Here is a 20,422-nt window from a genome sequence, read left to right as displayed (position 1 = left end):
GTAATAATAAACCTTTGCACCTATAAACCTCTAGACCTTTGTCCCTTAAAAAAGAAAAAAAATGAAAACACAAATAAACGGTACAGATATATTAGAATTAGGATTTCCAGAAGGAAAAATAATCGGAATCGCCTTAAAAATAAACAGCAAAAGAAACGGATTCACTAGAGACGAAATGATAACAAATTTTAAAAACGTTCTCGAAGCTCCAGAAAATTATATAGACGATAAAGTATTTAGCAAATTGGGTGTTGCTTTAATCGAAAAAGCCAATGAAAAACCAGAAGATTTTATTGCTTTAAATGAAAACCCAAATGCATATTCGGCGTACGGATTAGATCATATCGAAGACGGTGCAAGAAAACAAATGGAGATTGCGATGAAACTTCCCGTTACGGTTGCAGGCGCTTTAATGCCAGACGCGCATCAAGGTTACGGATTACCGATTGGCGGAGTTCTTGCGACTAAAAACGCTATTATTCCGTATGGAGTTGGTGTCGATATTGGTTGTAGAATGGCTTTGTCGGTTTACGATATTCCGGAAGATTTTTACTTTGAAAACGAAGCTAAATTCAAAAGAGAATTAATCACAAATTCGATTTTCGGAGCAGGACACGGATTTCACGGTCAGTACAAATCAGATCATGCGGTTTTGGAGAACGAGACTTTCAATATGAATCCGTTTGTGAAGAATTTGAAAGATAAAGCGTGGTCGCAATTAGGATCTTCGGGTGGTGGAAACCATTTTGTGGAATTCGGAATTATGGAATTTGCCAAAGAAGATGCAGTTTTGAATATTCCAAAAGGTAAATATGTCGCTTTATTGACGCATTCTGGTTCACGCGGAATGGGTGCAACAATCGCTGGACATTACACTAAAATTGCCAAAGACGAATGTAAACTTCCAGAAGTGGCGAGAAATTTGGCTTATTTGGATATGAACTCACAATTAGGTCAGGAATATTGGCTGGCGATGAATTTGGCGGGAGATTACGCTTCGGCTTGTCACGAGATTATCCATAATAAAATGGAAAGAGCTTTAGGCGCAACGATTTTAGCCAAAGTCGAAAACCACCATAATTTCGCTTGGAAAGAAATCTGGAACGGCGAAGAAGTGATCGTGCATAGAAAAGGAGCAACTCCAGCCGGAAAAGGCGTTATGGGAATCATTCCGGGAAGTATGACCGCGCCAGGATTTTTGGTGAGAGGAAAAGGCGAAGAGAACGCCATTAATTCGGCTTCGCATGGAGCAGGAAGACAAATGAGCAGAACTCAGGCTATAAAAAACATTACAAAAAATGAAATGAAATCCATCTTGAGAGATCATGGCGTTACGCTTATCGGTGCGGGACTAGACGAAGCTCCAATGGCGTATAAAGATATCAATCAAGTGATGGAAGCGCAGCAAGATTTAGTTGATGTTGTAGCCAAGTTTACACCTAAATTAGTGAGAATGGCGGATGATGGGAGTCGAGAAGACTAAGGAGAGGAAAGAAGCAAGAGGCAAGATATTGCGCAAAGTTTTTTTTTCACGCAGATTTAAAAAGATTTAAGCAGATAGTCGCAGATTATTTTAAAAAAAATCTAAGTAAATCTGCTAAAATCTGTAGAATCTGCGTGAAAAAAAAACTTTGCGTCTTAGCGCCTTAGTGGCCAAAAAACAAAAAAATAATTCAAGGTAAAGAGGGGAAAAACTTAGAATCTTAGCCCCTCAGAACCTTAGCAACTTTAAAAAATGAAATACATAGACATAGGAATCAACCTAACAAACAAACAATTCCAAAACGACATAGACGATGTTGTACAAGACGCGCAAGATGCCGACGTATCGCAAATGATACTCACAGGAACGAGCGTACGAAATAGCGAAGAATCGGCTAAAATTGCCCGACAATACCCAGGCGTGTTGTATGCGACGGCAGGAATTCACCCGCATGATGCGAAGAGTTTTGATGCGCAGAGCATTTCGAAACTAAAGAATTTATTACAGCAGAAACACGTAATTTCTGTTGGAGAATGCGGACTCGATTTTGATCGTGATTTTTCGCCCCGAAACAAACAGGAAGAATGTTATAGAGCGCAGTTAGAATTGGCGATTGAAGTTCAGAAACCTTTGTTTTTGCATGAGAGAGCCGCTTTTAGTTCTTTTATGAATATCACAAAAGACTATCTGCCAAAACTGCCAAAAGGCGTTGTGCATTGTTTTACAGGAACGCTGCAAGAAGCTAAAACCTATCTCGATAACGGATTTTATCTCGGTTTTACGGGAGCGATTTCAGATGCCAAACGTTTCAGCCATTTAAAAGAAGTCATTCAGTACGTACCGCTCGACCGAATGATGATTGAAACCGATGCGCCGTTTATGCTTCCTAAAAACGTTCCGAACAGCCTTTTGAAGAAATACCACGAACGACGATGCGAACCGTCTTTTCTGCCTTATGTAGCGGGAACTATCGCACAGTTTAAAGGAATTGCTTTGGATAAAGTTGCGGAGGAAACGACGAGGAATTCGAAAAGTTTTTTTAATATTTAGGACCCAATTGAAATAGAAAAGTTTTATCAATGACAGATCTCAAAAACCGAGGAAAAGAAGCAAGCGACGACGCTTTGTTTGGAACTGAAAAAATGCAGTTAAAACTAAAAGAAGCCGTAACCGATATGCATTATTTTTTAAGCCGAGGATATGGCGAAAAATCGACATTAGCTTTAGTTGGAAACCGTTATCGTTTAAATGCGCGTCAGCAGCAGGCGGTTCGCGGAATGAGTGCTTCTCAAGAACAGATTGAAGACCGAAAATCAAAAGAAATTCAGAGTCAGGATTTGGAAGGAAAAGAGATTTGTTTTGACGGATTTAATGTTCTGATTTTACTCGAAAGTATTTTATCAAATGCTTATGTTTTTAAAGGACAAGATGGTTTTATCCGAGATTTGTCAAGTGTTTATGGAACTTATAAAAAAGTAAAACAAACTTCTGAGGCAATTGAAATGATTGCTGCTTTTTTTAGAAATGAAAAAGTTAATAAAGCACTTTGGTTATTTGACAAACCTGTTTCAAATAGTGGAAGATTAAAGCAAATAATAGAAGAAATTGCTTTGAACAATAATTTGAACTGGGAAGTGCAATTAGTAAACAATCCCGACAAAGTAATGGCTGAAAGTAATTATATTGCTGTAACTTCTGATGCTTGGATTTTGGATAATGCGAAGGCTAATTTTAATTTGATGAAATATATGCTGTCGCAAATGAGTGGAAAAGAAACAGTAATAGATTGCTAGAATATGTCCCATTGGGACATTTCGTTGGTAGAAAAAAATAATGATCGGCAAGGCATGTCCCATCGGGACATTTGATTAACGCAAAAAATGAATCCAAATCTTCTTTTTAACGAAATAAAAGCAATAATTCCGGATCTAAATCTAGACTGGAAACAGAAATATGCTTTGTTTCTAACAGATGAAAATCTGAGTCTTTTTTCAGAAAACCTGATTTCGTTTTACAATCAGAAAATAGAAATTTCGAGATTGCCTTATTTTAAGGATGAAATTGTGGTTTCATTGCAAGATGCTATTTCTTATTTTAAAACTGTTTTGGAGAATTTTAAAAATAATTCAGATCAGTTGCAGGCAAGTTTGGTTTTTGCTTTTGAAGAAACGCCATTTGAAGTTTTATTGCTTATTTTAGGTCAGCGATTAACACCAGCGAGTAAAAGAGATGAAACAGGAATTCCGCCTAAAAAAGAAATTCTTTTAGAAAGCTGTTTTGAACCTTTCAATAAAGAAATTTCAATTGCAGCAAGAGCTTGGGAAAAACATGTTGGTAGAAAAAAGGACAGTATTTTTGGAGAAATAAAAGGAAATACAACCCAGAAAAAAGAAAAAGTTAAAGAACTAATTCATTACATTATAAGTCATAAAACATGGTGGAATATTTTCTTTCATTATAAACATGGTTTGGTGTACGAAATAAGAGTGCAAAATGGCCAAGGTTTACGATGGTCTGCAGATGGGAAAAAGTTTATTGGATTTTTAGAAGATTTTCTGGAAGAATAATTTTTTAATGATAATGCCTTTGTGGCAAAAAAATGTTGGCTTTTAAATCAGGTGTTTTTACTTGGTTTGAGGGCTTTTTGTTTGTATATATTTGAAGACTAGCAAAAAATATATACAAAAGAAACAAAATGAAATAAATTTACTTTTTTATGATATTTAAATATAAACCATACTTTTGTACTAATACCATTTATAATTTATGTCAGATAAAACTTTGTCTTATATAGAATTTCGAAAAGCAGCAATTAGAAATATTAATGTTTGTGAGATTTTGTTAAAAAGCTATGAAACAGAAAAGTTAGTTAATCAGAAACAGATTCTTTATAAAACTTTTTATTTAGGGGGATATGTGATAGAATTTCTTTATAAATTTTCTCTCTTTAGTCATTTGAGCCTAGATTCTAATGAAAATGTATATAACTACGGAAATTTAGAGTTTCAAAAAAAATGGAAGGTTCATAATTTTGACCAACTTAATATTCTGTGTCAAAATGAAGGTTTAACTTTTTCCACTGATATACCATATTTTGGAACGAATACATTCGACAAAGAGGTTGTTAAACTTTTTGATTCATGGGATGTGCAAATTCGTTATAGTTTAAATTTGAGTAAAAAAGGAATAAAGCAAGTTGATTTAGAATATAATGAAATAAAGAAATATATAGAAACAATTAAAGATATTAATAAAAAAATAACCTTAAGATTCTCATGATACTTATATTAGATGTTTTCAATGAAATTATAAAAAAATTAAAATTATTAAAAGAGAGAAATGATATTGAAAAGTATTTTATACAGTTAAGTCAAACTAATACTATTCAGGTAGTAGTTGTTTCTGAAAATAATATTACTAAAGAAGATTTGTCAAAATTTTATATAAAATTCACTAAGCTAAAACCGAATGAGTTGGAAGAAGATGAATATTTTTTAGATTTATTTCAAGAAAAAGATGAATTGATATACTATAAAAATTCTAGAAGAAAACTTACTAATTTATTAAATGCAGAAAGTGATTATGTTAGCAAAACTCCAATTATAGGATATTATAGTTATAAAGGAGGAATGGGAAGATCTACTCATTTAGCTATAACTGCTACACATTTAGCGCGAAAATATAATAAGAAAATAATAATATTAGATTGTGATTTTGAAGCCCCTGGATTCTCAAATTTTTTTTTAGAAAACCCAGCAGCACCGAGATATCAAAACGGATTAATTGAATATTTTTTTGATGTTGAAGTTGATGATGAAATCAATTTAGATAATTATTCATGGGAAGCCTCTCAGGGATTTTCGAAAGATGGTAAAATTAGAATATTTCCGGCGGGAAATCTGAATATTGAGAATGTTGATAATATTATATTTGAAAATCACTTGGCCCATTACTTGGAAGGATTATCAAGATTAGATTTCTCTTCAAAAGATAACATAATTAATAAATTTAAAAATTTAATTGAAAAGATTGAAAACACTTATAAACCTGATGCGATATTTATAGATAGTAGAACTGGTTTTACTGATATGTTTGGAATAGTTGGATTAAAATTGGCATCACATGTTGTTGGTTTTTTTAGTAATAGTGTTCAAAATTTGCCTGGAATTTATCAATTTATTGATAGCATTAAATCTATTCCAGAAAGAAGAAATGAATTTAGGGCATTAATTGTTAATTCATTTTCAGATATAGATTTTTTTGAGGATGAGTTTAAAGATAAGGTAAATGACTATATCAATATGACATCTGATGATGAATTAGATGATTCGTTATTCACTCCAGATTTGTTTTTCTTTAACTACGACGTTGCAATAGCAGAAATAGGGACAAGCAGGGAAAAAAGAAGGAATTGGATTGACTCCCTAGATAATAATCGTTTCAATAGAGGTTACGGAGATGTCTCTGATAGATTGAATGACTTAATGAAAGAGTATACGAAAGATGTTGATATTCCAGAAATAGTTACTAAAAATTATCAAGTTAATAATAAAAACATTCAAGTTGAGGAATTGACTTATTCTCTTGATGAATTAATTCAAAAGGAAATTCTTAGTGCATTAGATAACAATTGGCCAAATTTGTATGGGGATAGTGATTCATTGAATTTTGATATAGAGCTTGAAAGTGGAAAATTTTTCTATAGAGATTCTATGAAGGATCTTTTTAATTTTGATAAATTCTTAATTTTAGGTAATAAAGGCACTGGAAAATCTTATTTATTTCAAGCATTAAAAAATAAAACAATTGTAGCTGAATTACAAAAAATAGCTCAAAAGCCAACCTTAAAAATTCAATTTCTTCATTTAGTAGATAAAAAAACAAAGTATTTTATAAATACGGATGGATTTGAATCTTTTTTAAATGAAATAGATTCAATTGGTGATTTTTATACTAAGTTTTGGAAAGTATATTCATGGAAAGCAATAATGACCAAAATTGCCGAATTAAATATAACTTTTGAGTCTAAAATTAGTTCAGATTTTACTATCGAAAATAATACTATAAATATCAAGAAAATAGTACATTTCATATCTGAAATTGATAATATTATTAAAGTAGAAGAAGACTTAAAAGAACTTGATAAATCGCTCAATTCCAAAGAAATAAATTTGATAGTGATTTACGATAATTTAGATTTAATGGTTCAACCATTAAAATGGGTTGATCAGATCGCGCCTTTAATTAATTTTTGGAACTATTCGAATTATAAAAGGATTCATTCGAAATTATTTCTAAGATCTGATTTGTTTAAAAAAATAAGAGGACTTAATAATAGCCAAGAGTTAATTAATAAAAGCATTTCAATTGAATGGACGAAGGAAGAAATTTTTAATTACTTTTTTAACTTGGTTAAATTATACGCAAAGGATAATTTTATTTTAGCAACTAATAATTTTGATTTTAAATCTATAAGCAATGATGATATTGGTTGGATAGGAAAGTTTACGAAAAATTTCCAAAATGAAAAGCAAATTAATCAAGAAGAATATATTTTAAGAAGATTATGTTGGGTTTTCTTTGGACAATATCCTGATTTTAAAGCGCATGGTGATTCATATGATTGGCTTTATAAAAATGTAATGAATGCAGACGAAACTATTAGCCTTAGACCTTTTATTGACTTATTAAAACTATCAATTGAAGGTTACAATTTAGATCGTAATAATAGTGATTTTACTCCAATTTTACCAAGTAAATATTATACTGAAAAAAGTGTGAGAAGAAAGGCAGTAGATAATCACTTTAATGATTTAATCAAGGAAAAAGGGAATGAAAATCTAGAAATTATATTTGATTATATTGATAATAATCATCAATACAAATATTATGAATCTTTGCAAAAGGATTTTTACGAACTTCTTTTAGATGTTAAAAATGAGTACTCATTGAATGAAAGTATAAAAGAACTTGAGGAATTATTAATAATTAATGGTATAATTAGAAGGAGACCAGTTGGAGGTAATACCAAATATTCTTTTGCATTTCTTTATAAGTATAGACTAGGTTTAGGTAATAGACGAAAAAACAGAAAACGTTAAATAAAGTAATCCTTTTCTTTCTTTTTTTTAAATAATAGTATATATTTGCGATGCAAAACAATCAAAGGAGTAATCCTTAAACTTTTTTAAAGTTAACATAAACGAATACCTCGTCACGGTGAAGGAACAGGAAACTGTCCTAAATCATTCCTTTGAATGTTTTGCACACCTAAAGCGAGGTATTCGTGCATCTAAAATTTTCTATTATGCAAAAAGAAAATCACAAACCAACACATCGTGATGTAGTGCCATCCGTACTTAATTTCCTTTCAGACGAAATGTTTGATGAAGAGTACAAAGAACAGCCAATGTATTTGCAGGAAGTCTTCGAGCTTCTCATGTATACTGAATATGGCGATGATATTCGGTTAAGGCAAAAAATGCTAAGCTGTTTACGAACAAGCAGAAATTTGGCAGAAACTTTGGCTCCGTTTTCAGAGAGGCAAATTTATGAGGCTTGCGCCAGTTTAAAAACAATGCAATAAAAAAACTCAAACCCTACCAATACCAATTGGTGGGGTATTTTTTTGCAATCAAATTGTACTTTTAATTCGCGAAATTTTTTAACACTTAAAAGATGTTCTTTTAAGCAAAACTTGCTGTAAAATTCTTATTTTACAGCTTCAAAATAAAAGCCAGTAAAGATGAATATAAGCATCTCAGTTAAACAATTAGGAAAAAAACATCCGCTTCTTCAGGAGAAAAATATCGCTTTGGCGATAGAAAATCCTGTCATTACTACACAAAAACTCATAGAATCGATTGTCGATCATCAGGTACAATTGTTCCGTGCTGCTTCGTTTGAGTTTGAAGACGAAGACAAAATCCATCTTCCAAAAGAAAATTATTTGCCCATTCTTACCGATACCGGAAAAGTGGGTTTCGGCGCGCTGTACAATCACAATCAAGTCGATTTGGCCAAAGCGCAGGAAAATGCCATTCAAGCTTTCGAAGACGGAATGTACGCTGTTTTCTACGGAGACGATCAGCTAGAAACGCTAACCGAACAAATCGATTTGTCTCAAAATAAAAACCTCACTTTTATCAGGCTGACTTTCTTGGCGGGAAGTTATTGGTAAATTTTAATGGTGAATTGTTAATTGTAAAATGTAAAATGTGAAAACTTTTTACAATTCACATCTAACATTTTACGTCTCAACAAAAATCTAAAATCTGCAATCTAAAATCTAAAATATCAAATCATGACGATCGAAGATCTTTTAAAAAGTAAAGTAATTGAAAATCCAATAAAGAGATTTAAAAAAGAACTGGAAGAAATTGTAAACAGCAATCTGGTTACGAAATTACTTTCTAAAACAAAACTAAAAAAAGAAGTGGCGGAGTTTGGTCTAGAACTCTTAAAACTTCAGGACAGTTATTACAGCACTTATATTTCGCTCGGTTCTAAAGAAGCCGAAAAATTTGCCGATTTGGTAAAAGAGAATATGTGGGAAGATAAAGAGTATTACGACCTTTTGCTTTTCTTTTTTGGCGAAGAAAATGCTGTGTACGTAAAAGAAGCTTGGAGCAGATTGCCTCAAAAAATGTATCAGAGTGGTTATACGCGAAGAGCTTTTAGAGCACCAAATCATAAAAGTTATTTGCTTGTCAATCAGATTAATTTTCTGCGTTCTTTGTTAAACGCAACTTACAAATACCATTATCAGGACAGCAGTACTTTTTATTATAATTTGAGTATTGAAGACGAAATTCGTTACGATACCGAGGTTTCAAATACCAACAATAAATTCATGGTTTGGTCTGCCGCTTTAGATTCTGGCAAAGAAGGACTTTATCAATTATTTGAAGATATTATTTTCAATAAAGATGCTCACGGAAAAGTGTCTAGAAATATAATCAAAGCACTTTTAAACAGCGAAAAACAACAAAACTGGGAGTTGGTAGAAAAGCTGCTTCTTGCGGCTCAGCGTCAGGAAGGTTTGCGCCAGACAATTCTGGAAGCTTTAGACGAAACAAGTATCGGAGCTTTGCAATACATGATTAAAGTTTTGATCGACAATAAACTGACTCGTTTTTCATCAGTAGTAAGAGCGATTGATACGTGGACAGGTTTAGGTTGGGATTCTGAAAAAGAAACGGTTGTTCGTAATATTATCGAGTTGGCTTACGGCTATTTTTCAAAACCAGAAACGATTCCGACTGGCGTAAAAAGCAAAAATAACAACGAAGTTTATATGGCACTTTGGGTTCAAGGTGTTTTGGATGTGGAGAAAACAGTTCCGTATCTGCATGAATTATTAGAAAAAGGTTCGGCTGAAAAGAAATCTTTGGCATTGAAATTTGCTGGAGAAACTAGCGATCCTTATATCGAAATGCCGCTGTATTTTAAAGCATTAGAAGATGAAAATCTGCAGGTTTTAGCATTCGCAGTTCCGAGAATGAATTCTTTGTTGGAAGCCAATACAAAATCGAAGTTTTATATTGAAAATGCAGATTACCCGAACTTCTTCGATAAAGTTTACAATCTTGCGCAAAGTATTACGGAGAAAGAAAAAACTTTTGAAGGAAAAGTATTTTCATGGCTGAATGCGAAGTTCGAAAGAGATACACTTTATGCCGCAGCGATTAATTTGGTTGGCGACAACAACGAAAGATTAGAGGTAGTTTTACAACATTTTGAAGGTTTCTCGATCAATTTAAGAGAGAAACTGACTAGAAATTTATTGGGAAATTATTACAGTTATTCTTTCTACAGTAATCAAAACAATAATAAGGATAAAACAGAACCAACTGAATTCCAGAGAAATTTTGCCTTGCGCATTTTAAAAGATAGAGGAGAATCTCTTGTGGCTTCGGCGATTAATGTTTTAAATAATTTGAGTTTAACGGAAGACGAATTGGCGATTTTTCAGGAATTATTTAAACGTAAAAATTCTAATTTAAAGAAAAACCTAACGGCGATTCTGATTAAACAAGAAGATCAGAAAATAATCAATTTTGTTGATCAGACGGTAGAAAAAGGCGATTTAGAACAGCGTATGTCTATGTTGGATGTTATGTTGCAGCTTCAGAAAAATAATAAATTGACGGATAAAGTTAATGATTGGGTTCAAGATTATCTGAAAAGACCAAAAATTACCGAGAAAGAAACCAAGTTTATTGAGCAATTAGAGCCTTCAAAAAAGCAAGATCTTTTAAGCGCAGAAAACGGTTACGGATTTTTTACGCCAAATGAAATTTCGGCTTATGAGCTTCCAAAACCAAAAGCAGATTCTTTGTATGCTAAAGCGGTAAAAGAACATCAATACGGTTTCTCAAAATCGATGTCTCATATTAAAGATGAAATTGCGAAGCTTTATAAATTGTTTGAAGAAAATAGAAATCACGAATACGAAATTGAAAACTACGATAATAGCAAATCGACTGTTTTACTTGGAAATACTTTTAGACAATTAAAAAATCTAAAAGACGAAAAGAATTCAGAATTAGCGGCAACCAATTATCCGTTGTATGAGGTTTGGTCGGGTTGGTTTGAAAAATCAGGTCTTACCAATAGAGATTTGTTTTTAATGACAATGGTAAGCAATTGCGATAGAAAAATTTGGAGAGATTTTCTAGAAAAGCATGTTTTTTACTATAAAGAATTATTGCCTCACCAAAACAAAAGAGGTTACGATTGGGATAATGCTATTCTGAACATTTTGAATGCATTACAGTTAAAATATGTTTTTGAAGAAAAAGCCGATTTCTTAATTGATGCTTGCAGTACTTTGTATGCTGATCTTCCAGAATCGGTAATCGAGTTTGAATATAAACCTGCAAAAGACGAGTATTATTACAATAACAATAACGGAAACGGCTGGCAAAGTCAAGGCTTTTTTGATGTTTATTTGAATAAAATCGGCTTGCTTGATTTGACAGAAGAGCAAAATACGAAGGTTTGGCATTTGCACAGATGGAGACAATTGAACGGTTTGGAAAAAAACAGATCGTTTGCCAAACCGCCAATTCACTTGTATTGCGTTGCGTTTGAGCAAAAATTAATTACCGAAGGCGAATTGTACGAAGGTATTTTAGAAAGCGAAAGAATTTCTGTTTTAACAAGCGAAACCAAACATTACAGACATTATGGAAGTGAGGAATTAATCAAGAAGTTTCCGTTCCTAGTTCCGATGATTGATAAAATCAGAGAGACGTTTTTGGATGTTGAGTTTAAAAGGGGAGATTCTAATACGACGGTAACGCATTTGGTGCAGAGTTTCCAGAAGATTTTTGGCGCAAACCGCTTAGTCGAATTGATTACAGCGCTTGGAAAAGCAAGTTTGTACAAAGGTTATATCTATTCGTGGAGGTACACCGATTTAACGAAACAGAAATTATTCAGTTTCTTATTGAAAAGATGTTATCCGTTAGAAACCGATACACAGGAAAGTTTTAACGCTTTAATTAAAAAAGCTAAAATCTCTGAAGAAAGATTGATTCAGACTGCGATTTACGCACCGCAATGGCAAAAGTTTATCAGCAGTTATTTAGATTGGAACGGGCTAGATGAAGGAATCTGGTGGTTTCATGCGCATACTAAAACAGCGTCTTACAGTGCTACCAATTCAGAATTAGAAAGTGAAGCAGCAAGATTTTCGACTTTAGATTTACAAGATTTTAAAGACGGTGCTGTTGATAAAAATTGGTTTTCATCGGCTTACAAAAAATTAGGAAAAGCAAAATGGGAACTTTTATACGAATCTGCAAAATACGTAACAGACGGAAACGGTCACAGACGTGCGAGATTGTACGCTGATACGATTACAGGAGATTTGAAAATTAGAGAAGTTACAGCGAAAGTAAAAGACAAACGCGATCAGGATTACTTAAGAGTTTACGGATTGGTTCCGTTGAGTAAAGCGAGTCCGGAAAAAGATATTTTGTCTCGTTACGAATACTTGCAGCAATTTAAAAAAGAAAGTAAAGAATTTGGATCGATGAAACAGGCGAGCGAGGCTTTAGCAATTCGTGTAGCGTTAGAAAACTTAGCAAGAAATGCAGGTTATCCAGATCCAGTTCGTTTGACTTGGGCAATGGAAACGAAGCAAGTTCAGAATATTTTATCGAAAGAAACCGAAGTGGTTTTAGACGATGTTACCATTAGTTTGGTCATCAATAATGAAGGAAAAGCTGATTTGGTCACGTATAAAGCAGGAAAAGAATTAAAATCGATTCCGCCGAAATACAAAAAAGACAAAGGTATTCTGGAATTAACGAATTACAGAAAAACGATGCGCGAACAATGGACACGTTCGAGAAAAGGATTAGAAGAAAGTATGATTCGTGGCGATGAGTTTTTATTCGCAGAAATGCAAAACCTTTTTGAACATCCAATTATTTCAAAACACCTAGAGAAATTAGTTTTTATCTCTAATGATGATAAAATTGGTTTTTATGTCGATGGAAGTTTGGTGACTGGTTTAGGAGAAATGATTTCGTTAAACGAAAAACAGACTTTTAGAATTGCGCATTGTTTTGATTTGCATAAAAATAACGTTTGGGTTGATTATCAAAAATATTGTTTTGATAATAAATTGCAACAGCCGTTTAAGCAAGTTTTCAGAGAATTGTATGTGCCAACGCCAGACGAATTGAAAGAGAAATCGGTTTCAAGACGTTACGCAGGACATCAAGTTCAGCCGAACCAAACTTTGGCTTTATTGAAAACAAGAGGCTGGAAAGTAGATTACGAAGAAGGATTGCAGAAAGTTTTCCATAAAGAAGGCTATCAAGTAAAAATGTATGCAATGGCCGATTGGTTTTCGCCAGCAGATGTGGAAAGTCCGACTTTAGAAACGATCGAATTCCATTCTTTAAAAGATTATAAAAATATTGCTTTTGAAGATATCAATCCGAGAATTTTCTCAGAAGTAATGCGCGATATTGATTTGGTGGTAAGTGTTGCTCATGTTGGCGGAGTAGATCCAGAAGCAAGTCATTCTTCTATCGAAATGAGAGGCGTTTTATTGAGAGAAACATTAAGATTGTTTAAAGTGAAAAATGTTGAAATCAAAGAAAATCATGCGATTATAAAAGGGAAAATGGCAGATTATAGCGTGCATTTAGGAAGTGCGATTGTGCATCAGCTTCCTGGTAAGTATTTATCGGTTCTACCAATTCATTCGCAGCGCAGAGGACGTTTGTTCCTTCCATTTGCAGATGAAGATCCGAAATCGGCTGAGGTAATGTCTAAAGTTTTATTGTTTGCTAAAGACGACGAAATTCAGGATCCAACGATTTTAAGTCAGATTGATAAAACGTACGCATAAAAAAAGTCTTAAAGTGAGTTCCTAATTATAAAGCAGCCGATTATTTAATGCATTTAGATAAACGGCTGCTTTAGTTTTTATCTAAAAAAATCTATGTATAATTCTCTTATTGATTTTAAAAATGCTCTTTATGGCATTATTCTTTGTCTTGTATTTCCAATATGTTCTTTGCAGGCACAAACTGCTTTTGAAAAACTTCCGGATATAGAAATATTATCTCCGATTGCTTTAAAACAAATACAAAAACAAAAGAAAAACGGACTTGAGATTACCGATACGCCTGCAGCAATTTTTATTAATAATTATCGAGACAAAAATCCACAGGCGTTCAATAAATTTAGAAAACTTCAGCAAGAGATTTATAAATTTTCCGGTTTTGATGGAATTGGCACTTCGTTTCCTATGATGACAACTTCCAGCGGTGCTTTAAGCTTTAAAAACGGCGAAAGAGAATTTGTGTTAGACAGTGTTTATAATCCAGAATGTGGTGTTATTTTGAGCAATGGAAAAGATGCGCCAATTATTATAAGAGGTCTAAAAGATTCTTGTCTGCCTCAATTTAAAGAATTTTTCAAAGTTAATACTACAGAAGAATTTCAAAAACTGATCAGTAGATTTGAGAGAAAAGCGGACAGAAAAAGCAACAAAGAATTTAAAAAAGAATTCAAAAATAAAATAAATGATATTAATGAAAGTGAAGGAGAGCATATTGCTTTTCCAAAAGATGCTGTAGATGCGGCTAATGATCAAATTCTTAAAACCTTATTTGTAGAAGAAGAGATTTTTCCTGATTATAAAACGTTGAGCAATATAAAACAGGTTTATGTAGAATATACGGAAGGCAGTTGGAAGGGGAGGAATTATACTTTTAAATATGATATGCATCACCGAATTGTAACTTACAAAAGAAGATTAAATGATAATACTGATATTGATACTTACAAAATAAATTATTTCTCAGATGGGTTGATTAAAAAAATTGAGCATCTTAACGAACGTACCACTATTAACTCAAAATCGTACGAAACAATATTGCTTAAAACACCCGATTCTCTCGCACTTCGTTTATTGGTGTTGCCTAGTAAAGGACAAGGTGCATCGGTAAGTTATGAATTAGATGATATATATTCACACGATTTTTATTTTAACAATTTGTATCAGTTGAAACAGAAGAAATGGCTGAGTGGAAATTTAGTATTAAATGATACCGAATATTATTATGAAAATAAAAATCTAATAAAAAAAGTACGGACAGTTTTAGACGGTGACAAGTCGCCAATTTTGGTTAGGACTGAGAATTTTAAATACAATAAAAAGAATGAAATGATCGGCAGAGACGATAATTATATGCAAAAAGGAACCGAACCAAGTAAAGATAGTTATATTGTTTCAGCCAAAGGAGAAAGTGTAGTTGGAAAAGGTTCTGAGCTAACACATCTTTATTCTTATGATGAGCAAGGTAGAAAAACACTTATAATAGAAAAGAATAAAAACCTCTTTTATCAAATTAAATTTACTTACGAGGATTTTTGATTGCGAAAATAACGTTATCTAAAAAACTGCCCCAAAAACTTAATCAAGTATTTGGGGCAGTTTTTTTATTAATAAATTTTAAAATCTATACTGGCAATTTTTCATTTATTGCCATTCTTGTAGCTAAAATATGTTCGCAAGGACCTTTTCGCAATTGATTCGATTTGTAGAAAGAGCATTCACATTTGCCCTCAATCAGTCGGTTGTCTTTGTCTAAAACTGCCAAAGTCGAATAAATGTACTCTTTATCAGTAACTCTTCCTTTTATCTGTAATTGATCGCCTTTTACAGTGGCGTCAATTTTTACGCGGTTTTGCGTAATGTATGCATTCGCAACCTCTTCTTGCGGACTTGCAAAACGTAAGGTTTTCATATTTAGCGGTTCTTGAGTCAATTCTCTTACGCGGTACAGACCTAAATTTAAATCGTAAATCACACGTCCCGCTTGCGTGTATGCTGTCAAAGATGCCGAAACTGTCGATGGATCGAGATTTAGTTTTTTAGCCAAATTATCAGACGTATCGAACCAATTTTCTTTTAAGGCATTAAAAACTTTTTCCTGGGTAAATAAATCGACATTGGTTCTTGGTGCCATCAAATCAAAATTTCCGGCAGTGCTCCAGTCATTTTTTGTCCAGCCAGAAAGTCCGAGCGTATAAGACATATCGCCAAGATCGGCAATAAAAAATGAAGGCAAACCAGATCCTAATAATACGACTTTAAAATTTCTGGCTACTGGAACTAATCTTTCCAATATCAATAAACGGCGTCTTCCCCAGATACGAATTGTTTTGGCTTCGTTTCCTTGAAAAAGAGAACGATGAAAAGTTAATTCGTCATAAGAAGGTTCAAAAACCGCTTTAATAGGTTTGTCTGGTTCGAGTACAAATCGTAATGCTCTTGGCCCTTTCTTTTCTTTAAAACGGCGTAAATATTGGCACAAACTAAAAATATCCATAGGATGTAAATCGAGCACTGTAGCCGGAAGCGTCATTGCCGAACTTACCTGCAAAAATCCTCGAACCCAAGAATCGGGCAGATCGATTTTTACTTCTTTATAGACTTCTTCGTTTGTAGTTTTAGCCTCAAAACCAGAAGGATCGATTTTGAACTCGGTTTCTTTGTAATTTCTTATTTTTTGAAATTCGTTGTACAATCCTTCAGAATAATCAATATTGGTTGTACCGCATTTAAAATCACTGATTTCAGTAAATATATTATAGTTGCAGCTCAACTTTCCGTAAGATGATTCGTCTTTACTGAAACATTCAAAGAATACTTCATCTGGATGCACCGTGATTACAGGATCTAGAACAAACCAAGCATCTCTGTCATTTTTGTATAAATAATCGAAATAAGCAGATTTGGCTTTGTTGAAAGGTCCCATAACCGTTGCTTTTTCTTTATGAACGGCGCTCAATTGTTCTTTTAATTCCTGAATACGCGCACGTACATTTTCGATTTGGAAATCGGCCATATATTCGCTCAGCCAGATTTTTTCCTGCTCGGCTGCCCATAATTTATATTGTTCTTTATCCTTTGGAAAAAAACGTAAATCTGAAATCACCACATCGTGCAATGCAGAAATAGCTTCTCTAAAAGCAATTTTCTGATTTAGTTTTCCAACAAAAAAAGTCGGTTCTCGCAATGTATCTGGCGAAAAACTCATGCCCGTACTATTGGAAGTGTTATTTACAATCGTGCTGCCACTGTATTTATAATCAAATAACATAACTTAGTTTTTAAGGATTAAATGGGTATTCAAATTTGGATAAAGCGTTTTTAAATCGGTAAGGATTTCAATGCAGTTCGCTTTGTCTTGAATGGCAACCGTTGCCGAAATTTCGTCTAGAATTTCAGTTACAAAAATGGCTGCTTCTTCATTTTTTCTGCCTTCGCTTTGCAAAAATTGGAATACACGTTGTTTGGCAATTCGGGCTTTATGCACTCTTGTTAAGACAGAACGGAAATAAAAATCAAGTTCTCTTAATTTAGGCAAATTATCAACAGCATAAGTGTTGAGGTAATTGGTCACAAAAAGCTGAATATTTACGCTCGGGTGCTGACTCAATTTGGTTAAATATGTTACGCCATCATTTGGATTAAAATATCGGGTAATCATTTCTTTTCCAAACTGTTCTACAGCCGGAAGCACAGAATCTGTAATACTGATTAGACAATCTAAATCCCAATCACTTTCATCAAATTCGGTTTTAAAAAAATTAAAAGCAAAAGCTCTTGTGTCATCCCAAGTGGTATCTAAAATGGCTAAAGCATTATTTCTTTCGGCACGAATTCTTTCTTTATTGGCCATAAAATAATTCCAAGCCCATTGTCTTATCGCCAAAATCTCGTGATTGGCTAAGGCGATAATCTGCGGTATGGTAAATTCGGAAGTGCGAGAATATTTTTTCAATATTTCGTAACCTGTTAATTGGCTTTCTCTGTAATTAGCGTAAATTAATTTAATAACATCACGCGGTTTTAAAGCCGTGTTCCAATGATTCGGTGTTTCTTCGAGAATGAATTTTTTAAAGAACGAATGAGCGCCTTCAAATTTTTCTTTTCTAATCATTGCATAAACCGCACTTGGAAGCGCAATATTGAAAAAGTCAGCATCAGATTTTCCTAATTTGTTAATGCATTCCAAAGCAGCCGAAAGAACATCTTGAAACGGATTATGAAATAGACTTAGCAACAATTCACTATTTGCCAGTAAATAATCTGGCTGGTAATTTTGGAATAATTGAACTCCATTTTTTCTAATTTCAAGATTTTCATCTTCTAGAAAAAGTGTAATCAATGAAAACGGAATTTCTTTCGAATCTACTTTTTTAGATTTCAAAATTAAAATCGTACTTGCCAGAAGATTATTTGTCTTTAAATCAGAAGAAACTAAACTTGCTACAATATCCCAGCTTAATTGTTCCAATTGTGGTGTAGCAATTATTTTAAGTCTTTCGATAGCAATTGTAGCCAGGTCGTTATTTTCTGGAGATTCTTCAAGCGTAAGCAATTCTACAATAACTTTTCCGGTTATTACTTTGGCTTTGTCTTCAGTAAACGTAAAATTTCCTAAAGCAGAGGCAATCCAGTTTTTTAAATCTGGAATTTCATTAAAAATCAGTTTTACAACATAATCGTTGTCATTAAAAAACAAAGGAATGTTAGCTTCAATCTGTTTTTTTGCCCAATTTCTTGCCGACTCCGTTTTAGAGTTTAATACTTCAGCAACAAAACCAATTTGAGAGGCAAGTGCATCATTTTTTAGAAGTATGGTTTCGAATCCTAAATTATTTGGTATCGCAAAATCACTATTTAAGAGATATAGAATATTAGTCTCGTCAAAACGACCGATTAAAGTATTAAAATCGTTTCTTACTTTTAAATTATTATAAGCAAATTGATGAATAATATTCATCTGCGTTTCCATAATTAACTGAATATAAGCTTCTGGAAAAGCATCCCAATGTTCTGGAAATAATTCTAAACGGTTTGAAACTGTGCTTTTAGTACTATTTTCTTCTTCCTTAAAAATAATATTTTCTGGCTTTTTTTCCTCCTCTTTTTTTCCAAAAAATGTAGAAAATACTTTTTTCGCAGTATCTAAAACAGAATTAGAATTTTCACTGGCAGCATTTTCATTAGTTTTTCTCTCCTGATTTGAATTCTGATCAATTCTGGTCGGATCATTTTCTATGTAGTAATAATTTTTGGTAGAGAAAACTTCCTGACCATAAATGAATCTCAATTTTGAATTTAAAATTCGTTTTTTATCATTACCAAATAAAATAGTCGACAACAAGGCTAGATTAGAACACTCTGGGTAATCTACTACTGTATAATAATATCTTTTATCGTGGTAATTGTATTGTCCATAGGTGTTAACAGGAGATTTGTCTGCTTTTCTATAATCGTATTCGTTATACTTTGATAAAATAGAAACAGCAAATTTTAGATACTTTTTTGCATCGTTTTCCTTGTTTAGTCCTTTTAAGAAATTAAGGCTATTTTTCTGAAAATAAAATTTTGTAAAGTTTGAAAATGCAATTTTTGTATCTTCTCTTTTAAGTTGTTTTCGTAAAGAGGCATTACTGTTAAACATTGCGTTTTCGTTTTCAAAACGATAAGCAAGAACAGCAACCACATCGGCATCATTTCTTAAATGCGCCAGTTTATAAATAGCTCTGATATGTTTAAAATACGGCGGTTTAAAAGGAACAGCTTCTAATAAAAACTCCACAATTTCGTGCAGTTTTGCATCAAATTTTGCCACTAAATACAAAGCAGTCAGATAGGTAATCGCATTATTTTCTAATTCTTCTTTGAGGAAATTAACTAGCGAATCAAAATCTTTTTTATCAATATAATATCTTGCTTCCTGCGGAATAGTTTCTAGAATTACAGCAATATGCTGTTGTAATTCAGACTCTTTTAAGATTTCTAAAAGTGCTTCATGGGAAAGATTTCGGATATATTCTTTTTGTTTTCCTTGGAAAGCATTGGATTTAAAAACCTCTTTACCAGCCTCGGCTTTTAGTTTTGTTAAAGCCCAAATAGCAGCGTAAGTTTGTAAATCATCTCCTTTTGAAGCCAATTTAATTATATAAGGAATAGCTTCTTGAATGTTCAACAAACCAGCTTTCCAAATAACACGACTCGTTTTCCAATTGGTTTTAAAAGTGTTTTTGCCCGTAACCGCATCTTGAAGACGCTGAAGAATAACTCCATTTATACTATTTGGTTCTACACTTTCTAATGAAGGAAGATCTATAAGTGTTTCTATTTCTGAAGCATAACCTTTAGATTTTTTTTCATTTTCGAGCTTATCAAAAATAACCTGTGCTTTTTCTTCAGATACATATTCGGGAGTTTTTGTGCCGTCTTTTAATGCAGCGCCTCTTCTTCCGTATCTAAAATTTACCACAAAATTGGTGTCATCAATAGCGCATAAGTCTATTTCGTATACTTTATCTGAATTTCCTTCTTTATAGAAAAGTTTAATCTGTTTAATTAATTTCATAAATCAAAAG

General features: G+C 33.0%; 12 protein-coding genes. 10 read left to right on the top strand and 2 right to left on the bottom strand.

Annotated elements, in window-relative coordinates; genetic code table 11:
- The first annotated feature begins 61 nt into the window (after window positions 1–61).
- From QLQ96_RS21895 to QLQ96_RS21850, 10 genes are all read left to right on the top strand, one after another.
- Entirely contained in the window at window positions 62–1,483 is a 1,422-nt protein-coding gene (locus QLQ96_RS21895) for an RtcB family protein (RefSeq protein WP_482493242.1), read from the top strand.
- A gap of 252 nt (window positions 1,484–1,735) precedes the next feature.
- Complete coding sequence (locus tag QLQ96_RS21890; protein ID WP_482493241.1) at window positions 1,736–2,533, top strand: TatD family hydrolase; 798 nt, start codon at window positions 1,736–1,738, stop codon at window positions 2,531–2,533.
- A 29-nt stretch (window positions 2,534–2,562) separates the two neighbouring features.
- Window positions 2,563–3,276, top strand: coding sequence for a DUF434 domain-containing protein (locus tag QLQ96_RS21885; protein WP_482493240.1), 714 nt, complete (start codon window positions 2,563–2,565; stop codon window positions 3,274–3,276).
- A gap of 87 nt (window positions 3,277–3,363) precedes the next feature.
- Window positions 3,364–4,050, top strand: a complete 687-nt coding sequence (locus QLQ96_RS21880) for a hypothetical protein (protein WP_482493239.1) — start codon at window positions 3,364–3,366, stop codon at window positions 4,048–4,050.
- Between the two features lie 199 nt (window positions 4,051–4,249).
- Entirely contained in the window at window positions 4,250–4,762 is a 513-nt protein-coding gene (locus QLQ96_RS21875; protein ID WP_482493238.1) for a hypothetical protein, read from the top strand.
- Entirely contained in the window at window positions 4,759–7,584 is a 2,826-nt protein-coding gene (locus QLQ96_RS21870) for a KGGVGR-motif variant AAA ATPase (RefSeq protein ID WP_482493237.1), read from the top strand. The genes QLQ96_RS21875 and QLQ96_RS21870 overlap by 4 nt, the downstream gene beginning before the upstream one ends.
- A gap of 206 nt (window positions 7,585–7,790) precedes the next feature.
- Window positions 7,791–8,069, top strand: coding sequence for a hypothetical protein (locus QLQ96_RS21865; RefSeq protein WP_482493236.1), 279 nt, complete (start codon window positions 7,791–7,793; stop codon window positions 8,067–8,069).
- Between the two features lie 159 nt (window positions 8,070–8,228).
- Window positions 8,229–8,663, top strand: a complete 435-nt coding sequence (locus QLQ96_RS21860; RefSeq protein ID WP_482493235.1) for a hypothetical protein — start codon at window positions 8,229–8,231, stop codon at window positions 8,661–8,663.
- Between the two features lie 123 nt (window positions 8,664–8,786).
- On the top strand, window positions 8,787–13,856 hold the full coding sequence (locus QLQ96_RS21855) for a DUF5724 domain-containing protein (RefSeq protein ID WP_482493234.1): 5,070 nt from the start codon (window positions 8,787–8,789) through the stop codon (window positions 13,854–13,856).
- A 93-nt stretch (window positions 13,857–13,949) separates the two neighbouring features.
- Window positions 13,950–15,389, top strand: a complete 1,440-nt coding sequence (locus QLQ96_RS21850; RefSeq protein ID WP_482493233.1) for a hypothetical protein — start codon at window positions 13,950–13,952, stop codon at window positions 15,387–15,389.
- 85 nt (window positions 15,390–15,474) lie between these two features.
- Here the strand turns inward: QLQ96_RS21850 and QLQ96_RS21845 are convergent, their stop codons facing one another.
- Both QLQ96_RS21845 and QLQ96_RS21840 read right to left on the bottom strand, forming a co-directional pair.
- Window positions 15,475–17,121 carry an SWIM zinc finger family protein gene (locus tag QLQ96_RS21845; protein ID WP_482493232.1) on the bottom strand — a complete coding sequence of 549 codons (1,647 nt, stop codon included), beginning with the start codon at window positions 17,119–17,121 and terminating at the stop codon, window positions 15,475–15,477.
- Window positions 17,122–17,124: 3 nt separating this feature from the next.
- Entirely contained in the window at window positions 17,125–20,412 is a 3,288-nt protein-coding gene (locus tag QLQ96_RS21840) for a WGR domain-containing protein (RefSeq protein ID WP_482493231.1), read from the bottom strand.
- Window positions 20,413–20,422 lie beyond the last annotated feature (10 nt).

The sequence above is a fragment of the Flavobacterium sp. B167r genome, from assembly GCF_056824315.1.
This window is presented reverse-complemented; position numbering and strand designations above follow the sequence as displayed.

Coding starts and splice junctions, on each gene's coding strand:
- QLQ96_RS21865 (WP_482493236.1), top strand. CDS start 7,791: ATGCAAAAAGAAAATCACAAACCAACACATCGTGATGTAGTGCCATCC.
- QLQ96_RS21870 (WP_482493237.1), top strand. CDS start 4,759: ATGATACTTATATTAGATGTTTTCAATGAAATTATAAAAAAATTAAAA.
- QLQ96_RS21855 (WP_482493234.1), top strand. CDS start 8,787: ATGACGATCGAAGATCTTTTAAAAAGTAAAGTAATTGAAAATCCAATA.
- QLQ96_RS21880 (WP_482493239.1), top strand. CDS start 3,364: ATGAATCCAAATCTTCTTTTTAACGAAATAAAAGCAATAATTCCGGAT.
- QLQ96_RS21875 (WP_482493238.1), top strand. CDS start 4,250: ATGTCAGATAAAACTTTGTCTTATATAGAATTTCGAAAAGCAGCAATT.
- QLQ96_RS21895 (WP_482493242.1), top strand. CDS start 62: ATGAAAACACAAATAAACGGTACAGATATATTAGAATTAGGATTTCCA.
- QLQ96_RS21840 (WP_482493231.1), bottom strand. CDS start 20,412: ATGAAATTAATTAAACAGATTAAACTTTTCTATAAAGAAGGAAATTCA.
- QLQ96_RS21845 (WP_482493232.1), bottom strand. CDS start 17,121: ATGTTATTTGATTATAAATACAGTGGCAGCACGATTGTAAATAACACT.
- QLQ96_RS21860 (WP_482493235.1), top strand. CDS start 8,229: ATGAATATAAGCATCTCAGTTAAACAATTAGGAAAAAAACATCCGCTT.
- QLQ96_RS21890 (WP_482493241.1), top strand. CDS start 1,736: ATGAAATACATAGACATAGGAATCAACCTAACAAACAAACAATTCCAA.
- QLQ96_RS21885 (WP_482493240.1), top strand. CDS start 2,563: ATGACAGATCTCAAAAACCGAGGAAAAGAAGCAAGCGACGACGCTTTG.
- QLQ96_RS21850 (WP_482493233.1), top strand. CDS start 13,950: ATGTATAATTCTCTTATTGATTTTAAAAATGCTCTTTATGGCATTATT.